12 protein-coding genes and 1 pseudogene are annotated in these 13,528 nt (G+C 73.0%); 7 read left to right on the forward strand and 6 right to left on the reverse strand.

Annotation, left to right across the window (positions count from 1 at the left end; all coding sequences use genetic code 11):
- Positions 1-91: 91 nt before the first annotated feature.
- From IE316_RS22265 to der, 4 genes are all read left to right on the forward strand, one after another.
- A complete protein-coding gene (locus IE316_RS22265; protein ID WP_190206208.1) occupies positions 92-1,177 on the forward strand; it encodes a prephenate dehydrogenase in 1,086 nt (361 codons plus the stop codon).
- 134 nt (positions 1,178-1,311) lie between these two features.
- Positions 1,312-2,007 carry a (d)CMP kinase gene (gene cmk / locus IE316_RS22270; protein WP_190206209.1) on the forward strand — a complete coding sequence of 232 codons (696 nt, stop codon included), beginning with the start codon at positions 1,312-1,314 and terminating at the stop codon, positions 2,005-2,007.
- Entirely contained in the window at positions 1,965-2,648 is a 684-nt protein-coding gene (locus tag IE316_RS22275) for a lysophospholipid acyltransferase family protein (protein ID WP_190206210.1), read from the forward strand. The genes cmk and IE316_RS22275 overlap by 43 nt, the downstream gene beginning before the upstream one ends.
- A gap of 74 nt (positions 2,649-2,722) precedes the next feature.
- The gene (gene der / locus IE316_RS22280) at positions 2,723-4,201 is read left to right on the forward strand and encodes a ribosome biogenesis GTPase Der (protein ID WP_190206211.1); all 1,479 of its coding nucleotides are present in this window, start codon (positions 2,723-2,725) and stop codon (positions 4,199-4,201) included.
- A 71-nt stretch (positions 4,202-4,272) separates the two neighbouring features.
- Here the strand turns inward: der and IE316_RS22285 are convergent, their stop codons facing one another.
- Together IE316_RS22285 and IE316_RS22290 are read right to left on the reverse strand one after the other, a co-directional pair.
- Positions 4,273-4,533: a hypothetical protein gene (locus tag IE316_RS22285; protein WP_190206212.1), complete on the reverse strand. Its 261-nt coding sequence runs from the start codon at positions 4,531-4,533 to the stop codon at positions 4,273-4,275.
- A 67-nt stretch (positions 4,534-4,600) separates the two neighbouring features.
- Positions 4,601-5,383, reverse strand: coding sequence for a DUF8842 C-terminal domain-containing protein (locus tag IE316_RS22290; protein ID WP_190206213.1), 783 nt, complete (start codon positions 5,381-5,383; stop codon positions 4,601-4,603).
- 321 nt (positions 5,384-5,704) lie between these two features.
- On the opposite strand from IE316_RS22290, the gene IE316_RS22295 reads away from it, so the two are divergent.
- The gene (locus IE316_RS22295; protein ID WP_190206214.1) at positions 5,705-6,745 is read left to right on the forward strand and encodes a helix-turn-helix transcriptional regulator; all 1,041 of its coding nucleotides are present in this window, start codon (positions 5,705-5,707) and stop codon (positions 6,743-6,745) included.
- Here IE316_RS22295 and ctaD read toward each other — a convergent pair.
- Positions 6,633-8,315, reverse strand: a pseudogene (gene ctaD / locus IE316_RS22300) (aa3-type cytochrome oxidase subunit I); the annotation flags it as partial. The gene IE316_RS22295 and the pseudogene ctaD sit on opposite strands and share 113 nt — an antisense overlap.
- 445 nt (positions 8,316-8,760) lie before the next feature.
- Between ctaD and IE316_RS22305 the strand changes: the two are divergent.
- Positions 8,761-8,976 carry an I78 family peptidase inhibitor gene (locus tag IE316_RS22305; protein WP_190206215.1) on the forward strand — a complete coding sequence of 72 codons (216 nt, stop codon included), beginning with the start codon at positions 8,761-8,763 and terminating at the stop codon, positions 8,974-8,976.
- A 69-nt stretch (positions 8,977-9,045) separates the two neighbouring features.
- Here IE316_RS22305 and IE316_RS22310 read toward each other — a convergent pair whose 3' ends face one another.
- Both IE316_RS22310 and IE316_RS22315 read right to left on the reverse strand, forming a co-directional pair.
- On the reverse strand, positions 9,046-10,047 hold the full coding sequence (locus IE316_RS22310; protein WP_190206216.1) for a phosphatase PAP2 family protein: 1,002 nt from the start codon (positions 10,045-10,047) through the stop codon (positions 9,046-9,048).
- A gap of 239 nt (positions 10,048-10,286) precedes the next feature.
- Positions 10,287-11,426 carry a hypothetical protein gene (locus tag IE316_RS22315; RefSeq protein ID WP_190206217.1) on the reverse strand — a complete coding sequence of 380 codons (1,140 nt, stop codon included), beginning with the start codon at positions 11,424-11,426 and terminating at the stop codon, positions 10,287-10,289.
- Positions 11,427-11,649: 223 nt separating this feature from the next.
- Between IE316_RS22315 and IE316_RS22320 the strand changes: the two genes are divergently transcribed.
- Positions 11,650-12,825 carry an acyl-CoA dehydrogenase family protein gene (locus IE316_RS22320; RefSeq protein WP_190206218.1) on the forward strand — a complete coding sequence of 392 codons (1,176 nt, stop codon included), beginning with the start codon at positions 11,650-11,652 and terminating at the stop codon, positions 12,823-12,825.
- 53 nt (positions 12,826-12,878) lie between these two features.
- Here the strand turns inward: IE316_RS22320 and IE316_RS22325 are convergent, their stop codons facing one another.
- A complete protein-coding gene (locus IE316_RS22325) occupies positions 12,879-13,316 on the reverse strand; it encodes a cell division protein SepF (RefSeq protein WP_190206219.1) in 438 nt (145 codons plus the stop codon).
- Positions 13,317-13,528 lie beyond the last annotated feature (212 nt).

Raw genomic sequence — 13,528 nt, forward strand, 5'->3', positions numbered from 1 at the left:
GGCGCCTCGCCCGCACCGGGTCCGACGGGCCGCGCGCCGGCCCCGACCCCGTCTCCCTCGGTGCCGCCGACCCGCGCAAGGACATCGCCCAGTGAGAACCGCACTCGTCATCGGCACCGGACTGATCGGCACCTCCGCCGCCCTCGCCCTGACCCGGCGCGGTGTCACCGTCCACCTCGCCGACCACGACCCCGAGCAGGCCCGGACCGCCGCCGCCCTCGGCGCCGGCACCGAGGACGCCCCGGACGGTCCCGTCGACCTGGCGATCGTCGCCGCCCCGCCCGCCCTGGTCGCCGACGTGCTCGCGGACGCCATGCGGCGCGGCGCCGCCCGCGGCTACCTCGACGTGGCCAGCGTCAAGGGCGGCCCCCGGCGCCAGCTCCAGGCGCGGGGCCTGGACCTCACGTCGTACCTCGGCACCCACCCGATGTCCGGCCGGGAGAAGTCCGGTCCGCTGGCCGCCACCGCCGACCTGTTCGAGGGCCGGCCCTGGGTGCTGACGCCGACCGGGGACACCGACACCGAGGTGCTGAACCTCGCCCTGGAGCTGGTCTCGCACTGCGCCGCGGTGCCCGTGGTGATGGACGCCGACGCCCACGACCGGGCCGTCGCCCTCGTCTCCCACATGCCCCACCTGGTCTCCAGCCTGGTCGCCGCCCGCCTGGAGCACGCCGAGGAGAGCGCCGTACGGCTGTGCGGGCAGGGCATCCGCGACGTGACCCGGATCGCCGCCTCCGACCCCCGGATGTGGATCGACATCCTCTCCGCCAACCCCGGCCCGGTCGCCGACCTGCTCACCGAGGTCGCCGCCGACCTGGAGGAGACGGTACGGGCGCTGCGCGCCCTGGAGTCCGCCGACGGGGAGAAGCGCCGGCGGGGGACCGAGGGCATCGAGGCCGTCCTGCGGCGGGGCAACGCCGGGCAGGTCCGGGTGCCGGGCAAGCACGGCACCGCGCCCCGGGCCTACGAGACCGTCGCCGTGCTCATCGACGACCAGCCCGGCCAGTTGGCGCGGATCTTCGCCGACGCGGGGCTGGCGGGCGTCAACATCGAGGACGTACGCATCGAGCACGCCACCGGGCAGCAGGCCGGGCTGGTGCAGCTCACGGTGGAGCCGCAGGCCGCCGCCGGCCTCACGGCGGCCCTGCGGGAACGGGGCTGGGCGATCCGGCAGTGACGGCCGGGCCCGTACGGTCCCGGCGGCCGGACCGCACACCGGTCCGAAGGGGCGCGGGGAGCCAGTAACCTGGTGCGGGGCGCGCTCGTGCCCCGCACCGCACTCACCACACCGCACCAGGAAGGTGTCCCCCCGTGGAAAACGGCGCCGCCCCGACCGCCCCGGCAGTGATTGTCGCCATCGACGGCCCCTCCGGCACGGGCAAGTCGAGCACGTCGAAGGCCGTCGCCGCGCAGCTCGGCCTGAGCTACCTGGACACCGGCGCCCAGTACCGGGCGATCACCTGGTGGATGGTCACCAACGGCATCGACACCGACGACCCGCACGCGGTCGCCGCCGCGGCCGGCAAGCCCGAGATCCTCTCCGGCACCGACCCGCACGAGCCGACCATCACCGTCGACGGCGTGGACGTCTCCGGCCCGATCCGCACCCCGGAGGTCACCGCCAAGGTCAGCGCGGTCAGCGCGGTCCCCGAGGTGCGGGCCCGGATCACCGAGCTGCAGCGGTCCATCGCCGCCTCGGCGCCGCTCGGCATCGTCGTCGAGGGCCGGGACATCGGCACCACGGTCCTGCCGGACGCCGACCTGAAGATCTTCCTCACCGCCTCCGCCGAGGCCCGCGCCGCCCGCCGCAGCGGCGAGCTGCCCGGCGCCGACGTGCGGGCCACCCGGGAGGCCCTGATCAAGCGGGACGCGGCCGACTCCAGCCGCAAGACCTCCCCGCTGGCCAAGGCCGACGACGCCGTCGAGGTGGACACCACCGACCTCACCCTGCCGCAGGTCGTCGAGTGCGTCGTCACCCTCGTCGAGGAGAAGCGGGCGGCCAAGTGACAGCACCGTCCGAGCGGGGCGCCGAGATCGGGCGGCGCATCGGCGTCGGCCTGATGTACGGCCTGTGGCGGCCGCGCGTGCTCGGCGCCTGGAAGGTGCCCGCGACCGGCCCGGTGATCTTCGCCGTCAACCACTCGCACAACATCGACGGGCCCATGGTCATGGGCGTGGCGCCCCGGCCGACGCACTTCCTGATCAAGAAGGAGGCGTTCGTCGGCCCGCTCGACCCGTTCCTGACCGCCATCGGCCAGGTCGAGGTCGACCGCACCACCACCGACCGCACCGCGATCGGCCGGGCGCTGGACGTGCTGTCCGCCGGCGGGGTCCTCGGCATATTCCCCGAGGGCACCCGGGGCGAGGGCGACTTCGCCTCGCTCCGCGCGGGCCTGGCCTACTTCGCGGTCCGCAGCGGCGCCCCGATCGTGCCGATCGCCGTCCTGGGAAGCGCGGAGCGGCCCGGACGGTTGATAAAGGCGCTGCCCCCGCTGCGCTCCCGGGTGGACGTCGTCTTCGGCGATCCCTTCGAGGCGGGCGACGGCAGCGGGCGGCGCACCCGCAAGGCGCTGGACGAGGCGACCGAGCGCATCCAGAAGCAGCTCAGCGCGCACCTGGAGCACGCCAGGCGCCTCACCGGGCGCTAGGTAACACTTGAGTAGTGGATCACCCGGTACAGGGGTGCTCCACCGATCACCACGATGAACGAGGTACGGACTTCATGAACGACGACATCCACCCCGAGGGCTCGGGCGCGGAGCACGACCACGGGGCGCTTGGCGACGCCGAGTACGCGCAGTTCATGGAGCTGGCCGCGGAAGAGGGCTTCGACATCGAGGAGGTCGAGGGCGCGATCGAGGCGGCCGGGCACGGCCCGCTGCCCGTCCTCGCCGTCGTCGGCCGCCCCAATGTCGGCAAGTCGACCCTGGTGAACCGGATCATCGGCCGCCGCGAGGCGGTCGTCGAGGACAAGCCGGGCGTCACCCGCGACCGCGTCACCTACGAGGCCGAGTGGGCGGGCCGCCGCTTCAAGGTCGTCGACACCGGCGGCTGGGAGCAGGACGTCCTCGGCATCGACGCCTCGGTCGCCGCGCAGGCCGAGTACGCCATCGAGGCCGCCGACGCGGTGGTCTTCGTGGTGGACGCCAAGGTCGGCGCCACCGACACCGACGAGGCCGTGGTCCGGCTGCTGCGCAAGGCCGGCAAGCCGGTCGTGCTCTGCGCCAACAAGGTCGACGGCCCCAGCGGCGAGGCCGACGCGGCCGCCCTGTGGTCGCTGGGCCTCGGCGAGCCGTACCCGGTCTCCGCGCTGCACGGCCGGGGCACCGGCGACATGCTGGACCAGGTGCTGGAGGCGCTGCCCGAGGCCCCGGAGCAGACCTTCGGCGGCGGGGTCGGCGGACCGCGCCGCATCGCCCTGATCGGCCGCCCGAACGTCGGCAAGTCCTCGCTGCTGAACAAGGTGGCGGGCGAGGAGCGGGTCGTCGTCAACGAACTGGCCGGCACCACCCGCGACCCGGTCGACGAGCTGATCGAACTGGGCGGCGTCACCTGGAAGTTCGTCGACACGGCGGGCATCCGCAAGCGCGTCCACCTCCAGCAGGGCGCCGACTACTACGCCTCGCTGCGCACCGCCGCGGCGGTGGAGAAGGCCGAGGTCGCCGTCATCCTGATCGACGCCTCGGAGTCGATCTCGGTGCAGGACCAGCGGATCGTCACCATGGCGGTGGAGGCCGGCCGGGCGATCGTCCTGGCCTTCAACAAGTGGGACACCCTGGACGAGGAGCGCCGCTACTACCTGGAGCGGGAGATCGAGACCGAGCTGGGCCAGGTGGCGTGGGCGCCCCGGGTCAATGTCTCGGCGCGTACCGGCCGTCACATGGAGAAGCTGGTCCCGGCGATCGAGACGGCCCTGGCGGGCTGGGAGACCCGGATCCCGACCGGCCGGCTCAACGCGTTCCTGGGCGAGCTGGTCGCCGCCCACCCGCACCCGATCCGGGGCGGCAAGCAGCCGCGCATCCTGTTCGGCACCCAGGCGGGCACCAAGCCGCCGCGGTTCGTGCTGTTCGCGACCGGGTTCATCGAGGCCGGTTACCGCCGGTTCATCGAGCGCCGGCTGCGCGAGGAGTTCGGCTTCGAGGGCACGCCGATCCACATCTCGGTGCGGGTGCGCGAGAAGCGCGGCGCCAAGAAGAAGTAGGCGGACGACGGCGCGAGGGCGGTCCCGGTGGGGCCGCCCTCGCCGTGTTCCACGGGTCAGGCGCCCGCGGGTCAGGCGCCCCGGCGCGGGGCCGGTGGCAGCGCGGGGACGTGGTGCACGCCCAGCCGGGCGGTGTGCGCCCCGGCGCTGTAGGCGCTGTACGCGCCCCGGCTGCGCGGAATGAGGCGGAACGAGGTGAACCCGAACTGCTCCTCGCCGCTGCGGTCGCCCGGCAGCGAGCGGAAGGACCGGAGGTACTCGGCGTAGAGCGCGTCGTAGATCGGCGTGGCCGAGGGGCCGCCCTGGCGGTGAAAGGCGTCGTATGCGTGCACATCTGTGCAAACGACCCCGGGGCCGAAGGGATGCGGCCGGGCGGCGCGGGCCCGGCGGCGGAGGCGGTCAGGTGCCCGCGAGCGGCAGCGCCGCGGCGACCAGCCGGCCGCCGGCCGCGGCCTTGTCCAGGGCGTCGCGCAGCAGATCCTCGCGGGGCTGCCGGCCGATCGCACCGACCGGCGCGGCGAACAGCAGCACCTGCTGGTGCTTGCCGGCCGCCGTCCGCCAGCCCTCGGTGACCTGGAGCGGCTGGTGCGCCTGCCACCAGGCGACCGGCCGGCCGCTCTCGCCGCCCGGCTGGAGCACCGCGTGCAACTGGCCGGCGGCGAGCAGCACCGACCAGCCGTGCAGCACGGGCGGGACGGCGGCCAGGTCGGCCACGGGCAGGAAGCCCTGCTCGACGAGGAGCGGCAGGAACTCGTCGCCGGGCCCGCTGCCGCCGGGCCGCACCACGGGCGCGGTCGGCTCCACGACCAGCGCGGGGTGCAGCTCCCCGGCGATCAGGACCAGTCCGCTGGTCACGCCGAGGACCGCCTGCTCGGGCACGGCCTTCTCCGGTTCGTGGTCCACGGTGTCCCCGCTGATGGACCGCACCGCTCCGCGGAGCTGCTCCTCGGTCACCTTGACGACCTGCGAGGGCAGACAGCTCGCGTGGGCGAAGGCGAGGACGGCGGTCTCCTCCCCGACGAACAGCACGGTGCTGGTGCGCTCCTGCTCGCAGTCGCCGGGGGTGCGGCAGGACGTGCAGTCGTAACTGCCCGGGGCGGTCGCTCCGGCGAGCAGGCGCTCGGCTTCTTCGTCGCCGATCTCGGCGCGTACCTCGTCGCTGACGTCGAGCATGCGCGGCACGGGTGACTCCCTCGGATGCGGTACACGGCGGGACCGGGCGGCTCCCGGTCCGTGGTCGGGGCGGGTCCCCGGCTCATGAAGAAGACAACGGCCGATCCGCGGCGGGGGTCACGCCCCGCGGCGAACGGAATCGAACCGCCCGGCCGGAACCGGTCTCCTACGGTCAACTCCGCTACTCCGCGCGGCATTTACGGGGGTTCGGTGGTCGTCGCCGGTGCCGTCGCGGCCGGCCCGTACCGCACCGGCGGTCACCACCGGTCCGGGCCCGTCACCGGGCACCGAGGACAGCACCTGACCGCGAGGGCTGCCAGACTCGCCCCCATGCTCGAGACCTCGGCACGTCTGCTGCGTCTGCTCTCCCTCCTCCAGGCCCACCGCGAGTGGTCCGGCGCCGACCTCGCCGAGCGCCTCGGCGTCACCCCGCGCACCGTCCGCCGGGACGTGGACAAGCTGCGCGAACTGGGCTACCCGGTGGACGCCAGCTCCGGCACCGGCGGCGGCTACCGGCTCGGCGCGGGCGCCGAACTCCCGCCGCTGCTGCTGGACGACGACGAGGCCGTCGCCGTCGCCGTGGGCCTGCGCACCGCCGCCGGACAGGGCATCGAGGGCATCGGCGAGAGCTCGGTGCGGGCGCTGGCCAAGCTGGAGCAGGTGCTGCCGCACAAGCTGCGCCGCCGGGTCGGCGCGCTCACCGAGTTCACCGTGCCGATGCTGCGCGGCCCGGGCCCCGCCGCCGTCGACCCCGCCGTCCTGACCGAACTGGCCCACCTGTGCCGGGACGCCCAGCGGCTGCGCCTGGAGTACGTGGGCCACGACGGCACCGTCACCCGCCGCACGGTGGAGCCGTACCGCCTGGTGTGCACCGAGCGCCGCTGGTACCTGGTCGCCTACGACCCGGAGCGGGCCGGCTGGCGGACCTTCCGCGTGGACCGGCTCACCCCGAGGCCGCCGCACGGGCCGCGCTTCACCCCGCGCGAGCCGCCCGCCGAGGACCTCGCCGCCTATGTCTCCCGGGGCGTGTCCACCCACGCGTACGCCGCCCGTGCCGTGGTCCGGCTGCTGGTGCCGCCGGCCGAGGCGGCGGCGCGGGTGTCGCCGTCGGACGGGGTGCTGACGGCGGAGGGCCCGGGAAGCTGCCTGCTGCGCACCGGCGCCGCGAGCCTGGACGCCCTGGTGGTGCACGTGATGATGCTGGGCTTCGGCTTCGAGGTGCTGGAGCCGGTGGAGCTGGTCGAGGCGGTCAGGACCGCTCGGGATCGGCTTGATGCCGCGGTGGCTCGGGCTGCGGGGCCTCGGCCGCGTACCGGGGATGGTGCAGGTCGAACGCCGGGGACTCCGAGCGGATCCGGGGCAGCGCGGTGAAGTTGTGCCGGGGCGGCGGGCAGGAGGTCGCCCACTCCAGGGAGCGGCCGAAGCCCCAGGGGTCGTCGACGCCGACCTTCGCGCCGTACTTCGCGGTCTTCCAGACGTTGTAGAGGAACGGCAGGGTGGAGAAGCCGAGCAGGAACGCGCCGATGGTCGACAGGGTGTTCAGCGCGGTGAAGCCGTCGGCGGCGAGGTAGTCCGCGTACCGGCGCGGCATCCCCTCCGCGCCCAGCCAGTGCTGCACCAGGAAGGTGGTGTGGAAGCCGGTGAACAGCGTCCAGAACTGGATCTTGCCGAGCCGCTCGTCGAGCAGCTTGCCGGTGAACTTGGGCCACCAGAAGAAGAAGCCGGCGAAGGTCGCGAAGACCACGGTGCCGAAGACGACGTAGTGGAAGTGGGCGACGACGAAGTAGCTGTCGGTGACGTGGAAGTCCAGCGGCGGCGACGCCAGGATCACCCCGGTCAGACCGCCGAACAGGAACGACACCAGGAAGCCGGTCGCCCACAGCATCGGCGTCTCGAAGGAGAGCGAGCCCTTGAGCATGGTGCCGGTCCAGTTGAAGAACTTCACCCCGGTCGGCACCGCGATCAGGAAGCTCAGGAAGGAGAAGAACGGCAGCAGCACCGCACCCGTGGCGAACATGTGGTGCGCCCACACCACCAGCGACAGACCGGTGATCGCCATGGTGGCCGCCACCAGCGTCAGATAGCCGAACAGCGGCTTGCGGCTGAAGACCGGGATGATCTCGCTGACGATGCCGAAGAACGGCAGCGCGATGATGTAGACCTCCGGGTGCCCGAAGAACCAGAACAGGTGCTGCCACAGCAGCGCCCCGCCGTTGGCCGAGGCGAACACCTGCGAGCCGAACCGCCGGTCCGCCTCCAGCACCAGCAGGGCCGCCGCCAGCACCGGGAAGGCGACCAGGATCAGGATCGAGGTGAACAGCGTGTTCCACACGAAGATCGGCATCCGGAACATGGTCATGCCGGGCGCGCGCATCCCCACGATCGTGGTGAGGAAGTTGACCGCGCCGAGGATCGTCCCGAACCCGGACAGCGCCAGCCCCATGATCCACAGGTCGGCGCCGATGCCGGGGGAGTGCGTCTGGCTGTTGAGCGGCGCGTAGGCGAACCAGCCGAACGCGGCCGGCCCCGAGGGCACCAGCAGCGACGCCAGCACGATCAGCCCGCCGAACAGGAACAGCCAGTACGACAGCATGTTCAGCCGGGGGAAGGCCACGTCCGGGGCGCCGATCTGGAGCGGCATCAGCTCATTGGCGAAGCCCGCGAAGCTCGGCGTCGCGAAGAGCAGCAGCATGATCGTGCCGTGCATCGTGAACAACTGGTTGAACTGCTGGTTGTCGACGAGTTGCAGTCCCGGCCGGGCCAGTTCGGCGCGCATCAGCAGCGCCATGACCCCGGCGATCAGGAAGAACACGAACGACGTGATCAGGTAGAGATGGCCGATCTTCTTGTGGTCCGTGGTGGTCAGCCAGTCGATCACCAGCCGCCCCGGCCGCCGCGTCCGCGCCGGACCGGTCACCGGCCGTACGGTCTGCGTTCCCATCGCTCGCCCGCCCCTTCGCCGAACGTCTCCCGGGCCCGCCATGATGCTCGCGACCCGGCCCGCCCGACAGAGGGCGTACGGAGACGATGTGCGCCCGGTGTGCCGCCGCTGTGAATCCGCGGGCTTTCCGGCGCTTTTCGGCCGCGCCGTGCGAAGGGGCGAACGGAACGGGAATGAAGGTTCGGGAGCCGCTTTTCACGCGGCCCTTTTCGCCCGGTCTTTCGAAGGGCCGGGAGGGCCCGCGATAATGTCCCGCCATTGCTCCGGACGGAACCGCCGAACCGCTCGTCCGGGTGACGGAGTTCCGCCGAAACATGTGTCGTGATCTTGTGACAGAAGTGTGACCGTCACCGGATGCGCACCCCGGCCCGAGGGCCCCGGACCCGGCGCCCCGGTCCGCCGGGCCGGGCTTCCCTGGCCGCCGGGCAGGGCTTAGCGTGGCGCCATGGCACCGAATCCGACACCCCCGGCCGAACCCCAGGACAGCCCGGACGCCTACGTGGGCCTCGACTCCGGCGCGGCCGAGCGGCGCGCGCGGGAGCGCGGCTGGTCGACGGTGCGGTCCCTGCCGCCCGGCGCGATCATCACCATGGAGTACCGCGCGGGGCGGCTCAACTTCGAGGTACGGGACGGCCGGGTGACCCGGGCCTGGAAGGGCTGACGGCGACGGCGGCGACGGCACGGGGGGAAGGGGCGTGCGTACCGGCCCCCCGCGCCGGCCGGCCGCCGGTCAGCTCCCCGAGGTGGGCCGGGCGGTCGAGGCCGTGCCCCGCGGATGCCGCTCGGGGTGCGGCGGGCGGCGGCTGCCGACCGGGGTGACCGGGGTGCGCTCGGAGCGGCTGGTGTGCGGGCCCGGCGCCAGGTGGACCCCCCGGGAGCGGGCCGCCGCGACCGGCTCGCGCGCCGGGGCGTCGGGGTCGGCGACGGCCGGGGCGAGCACCACGGGCGTGGCCGCCGCGGGCGCCGGGCGCCCGGACCGGGCGGACCAGCGGTCGCGCAGCCCGAGCAGCCACGCCTCGCAGCGGGCGATCAGCGGCTCGCACCACGGCAGCGCCAGCAGGATCAGCAGCCCCGCGACCCAGCCGAGGACCACGTCGCTCAGCCAGTGCGTACCGAGGTACACGGTGGACATCCCGACCCCGAGCGAGGTCACCGCGGAGACGGCGGACAGCCAGCGGCGGGCCCGGGGCGTGGAGGCCAGATAGGCCAGGATGCCCCAGGTCACCACGGCGTTGGCGGTGTGACCGCTCGGAAATATATCGCCGCCGGCCCACATCTCGTTCGAGCCGACGGTGGTCGCGTAGTGCGGTCCCAGGCGCCCCATCCCGTACTTGGCGGCGCCCACGGTGATGTTCAGCAGCAGCAGGGAGGCGCCGAGCGCCAGCAGCGGACGCAGCGTGTGCTGCCGCCAGGAGCGCCAGCCCAGCCACGCGGCGACCATCACGGCGGTGGGGCCGCGCTGGCCCAGCACCACGTAGTAGTCGACGAAGGCGTGGATCTCCGGCCACTGCTGGTACGGCCGGAAGAACATGACCTGCCAGTCGAGCCGGACCAGCCAGGAGGTGATCACCACCGCCCACACGATCGCCACATAGAAGGCGAGGGACCCGGAGAACAAGGCAATCCGGTGCCGGCTCATCTTCGGCACATCGAGGTGGACCGGCCGTTCGGGCTCACGGTCCAGTCTCGCGAACACCCGGTCCAGACGGGTGAGGTTCCGTTCGGTACGCACCCAATCGACGTTACAGCGAGTGAGGAGCGATCCCCGCCGAATCAACGGCTTTGTGATGACGATGTGATGTGGGATTCCTCTCAGAACGAACCCTAATTCCCGGGATTCCGGGCATCATGCCTTCCGTGGCCTGCATTTCTTTTGATCATTCCGGGTGGCGGTTTTATCGTGCTTATGAATTCGTTCACCGAATGCTGGCGCCGAATTCTCCCGCCGCTCACCGAGCGTGTCCGGGGCGGTCAGGGCGGACCGGAGCCGTTCAGCCAGAACGCCCCGTACACCGCCGACCCCACCGCCACACCCGTCACGACCAGCGCGGACCGTGCGGTGCGCGGCCGGGCGAGGGCCGCGGCGAGCGGCAGCAGCAGCGGGAAGGCGGGCAGCAGCAGCCGCGGCTTGGAGCCGAAGTAGCCCGACGCGCCCAGGGCGAGCGCGGTGACGATCCCCCCGTACACCAGCAGCGGCAGCGGCAGCCGTTGCCGTACGCCGGCCGCGTACAGCCACACCACCAGGGCCACCCCGGCGGTCAGGCCGAGGCCCGCGAGGGCGGCCGGGAACGACGTGAACCGTTCGGCGGCGAAGCGGGCGAAGGCCAGGCCGCCGTCGAACCCGTTGCGCCAGCCGGCCTGGACGTCGAGGTAGCCGAGCGGGCCGGTGCCGGTGCGGTGGCCGACCCACAGCACGTACCCGGCGGCGCCCAGGGGCGCGAGCGCCATGCCGAGGACCGGTCGCGCCCGCCCGCCGGGGACCGGGCCGCGGGCGAGGGCCGCGACGGCGCCCGCCCACACCGCCGCCGCGACGGCCAGCCCCACCGGACGGGTCAGCCCGGCCAGCAGGGCGAGGCTCCCGGCCGTCACCCAGCGGCCGGTCAGCACCGCGTACAGCGACCAGGCCGCCAGCGCCGTGAACAGCGACTCGCTGTACGCCATCGACTGCACGATCCCGACCGGCAGCACGGCCCACAGCAGCACCAGGCAGACCCCGGCGCGCCACCCGGCCACCCGCTCCCCGACCGCGAAGATCCCCCAGGCCGCGGCGAGCGAGGCGAGCAGGCTCACGGCGAAGCCCGCGTCGGCGGCCGGCAGCGGCGTCACCGCCGCGCCGAGCCGCTCCAGCCAGGGCAGCAGCGGGAAGAACGCCAGGTCGGAGTGGACGTCGCCGTTCGGCAGCTTCACCTCGTGGCCGTAGCCCCCGGTGGCCACCCGGGTGTACCAGAGGGAGTCCCAGCGGGCGGTGAGCAGCGTGTACGCGCTCTTGTCGCGGGCGGCGCTCCACAGGGCCAGGACGAGCAGGCCCAGGGCGCGGACGGCCGCGTAGCCCAGCAGGGCGGGGGCGGCCCGGCGGAGGGCCGGCGCGGAGCGCGTCACAAGATCGGTCACGGGCTCGATTATCGACCGGGCGCCGGGGCGCTCCGTCGCGCGGGGGTTCGTCCTCCCGCCCGCGCACCGCGCGTTTACTGTCTCGACAAGAGGTGAACGTCGCCCGTGGGGGGCGGCGGCCGGCGGGCGGGGGAGAGTGGCTGGACGCGCGGCACCGTGCGTCGTAACGTCGGGGCCGAGCCGTAACTAGCAGTGCTAGTTTCACTGTCCCGGAGGGTGTCCCATGTCCGCGTCCTTCAATCCGGCCGACCCCCTCGGCCTCGACGACCTGCTGTCCCCCGAGGACCTCGCCGTCCGTGACACCGTGCGCACCTGGGCCGCCGACCGGGTCCTGCCGCACATCGCCGACTGGTACGAGCAGGGCGAGCTGCCCGTCCTGCGCGACCTCGCCCGCGAACTCGGCGCGATCGGCGCCCTCGGCATGTCGCTCACCGGCTACGGCTGCGCCGGCGCCAGCGCGGTCCAGTACGGACTGGCCTGCCTGGAGCTGGAGGCCGCCGACTCCGGCATCCGCTCCCTGGTCTCCGTCCAGGGCTCCCTCGCCATGTACGCCATCCACCGCTTCGGCAGCGAGGAGCAGAAGCGGACCTGGCTGCCGCGCATGGCGGCCGGCGAGGTCATCGGCTGCTTCGGCCTGACCGAGCCCGACCACGGCTCCGACCCCGCCTCCCTGCGCACCTACGCCAAGCGCGACGGATCGGACTGGGTGCTCAGCGGCCGCAAGATGTGGATCACCAACGGGTCGGTGGCCGGTGTCGCGGTGGTGTGGGCGCGGACCGACGACGGCATCCGGGGCTTCGTGGTCCCGACCGACGCTCCCGGCTTCTCCGCGCCGGAGATCAAGCACAAGTGGTCCCTGCGCGCCTCCGTCACCAGCGAACTCGTCCTGGACGACGTACGGCTGCCCGCCGACGCGGTGCTGCCGGAGGTCACCGGGCTGCGCGGACCGCTCAGTTGCCTGTCGCACGCCCGGTACGGGATCGTCTGGGGCGCCATGGGCGCGGCCCGGAGCTGCTTCGAGGCGGCGGTGGAGTACGCGCGGACGCGGGAGCAGTTCGGGCGGCCGATCGGCGGGTTCCAGCTCACCCAGGCCAAGCTCGCCGACATGGCGGTCGAACTGCACAAGGGCATCCTGCTCGCCCACCACCTCGGGCGGCGCATGGACGCGGGGAGCCTCCGGCCCGAGCAGGTCAGCTTCGGGAAGCTCAACAACGTACGGGAGGCGATCGAGATCTGCCGGACCGCGCGGACGGTCCTCGGGGCCAACGGGATCTCCCTGGAGTACCCCGTGATGCGGCACGCGACGAACCTGGAGTCGGTGCTCACCTACGAGGGCACCGTCGAGATGCACCAGCTCGTGCTGGGCAAGGCGCTCACCGGACTGGACGCGTTCCGGTAGGCCGGCGGGAAAGCGGAAGACGTGCGGGCGGGGCCGTGCTGCGCGGCCCCGCCTCAGCTCTGGTTGAAGAAGCCGTCCGAGCGGTGGGCGGCGGGCTCGCCGCTGATCACCTGGGTGTCGGCCGGGCTCAGCAGGAAGACCCGGTTGGAGACCCGCTCGATCGACCCGCGCAGCCCGAAGATCAGCCCGGCCGCGAAGTCGACCACCCGCTTGGCGTCCCCGGCGTCCATGGCCGTGAGGTTGATGATGACCGGGACCCCCTCCCGGAACAGCTCGCCGATGGCCCGCGCGTCCCGGAAGCTGTCCGGCGTCACGGTGCCGATGCGGCGGCCCCGCTCCTCGGCGGTGTCCGCGGCCACCTTCACCCGCGGGTCCGTCACCCAGGCGTCCTGGGACTCGGAGCCCTCGGAGTAGTCGTCGTCGTAATAGCGCTCGTCATCGTTGTCGTCGACGAGGCCGAGCCACGCACTCGCCTTGCGTACCGATCCCATGGACGCCTCCTCTCAAGCGGTCTTCCTTGCTTTCCGCATCCCTATGGTCATCCATGATGCGGACGTCGCGCCAAGTGGATAGACGCCGCGCGGGGGGTTTGTGACGGTACTGGTGCACAGCGGATCCGTCGAGAGTCCATGTGTCCCAAGGGTCGTTTCCCAAACGGGTGCTGACTGTGAGTGAAATATGACTCTTCTCGGCGGACGGGTGA

Origin of the sequence: Streptomyces fumanus, from assembly GCF_014655295.1 — a bacterium.
Classification (GTDB): Bacteria; Actinomycetota; Actinomycetes; order Streptomycetales; family Streptomycetaceae; genus Streptomyces; species Streptomyces fumanus.

Excerpts from the sequence above, each read along its gene's own strand:
- der (WP_190206211.1), top strand. The coding sequence starts at position 2,723 with ATGAACGACGACATCCACCCCGAGGGCTCGGGCGCGGAGCACGACCAC.
- IE316_RS22295 (WP_190206214.1), top strand. The coding sequence starts at position 5,705 with ATGCTCGAGACCTCGGCACGTCTGCTGCGTCTGCTCTCCCTCCTCCAG.
- IE316_RS22305 (WP_190206215.1), top strand. The coding sequence starts at position 8,761 with ATGGCACCGAATCCGACACCCCCGGCCGAACCCCAGGACAGCCCGGAC.
- IE316_RS22320 (WP_190206218.1), top strand. The coding sequence starts at position 11,650 with ATGTCCGCGTCCTTCAATCCGGCCGACCCCCTCGGCCTCGACGACCTG.
- IE316_RS22325 (WP_190206219.1), bottom strand. The coding sequence starts at position 13,316 with ATGGGATCGGTACGCAAGGCGAGTGCGTGGCTCGGCCTCGTCGACGAC.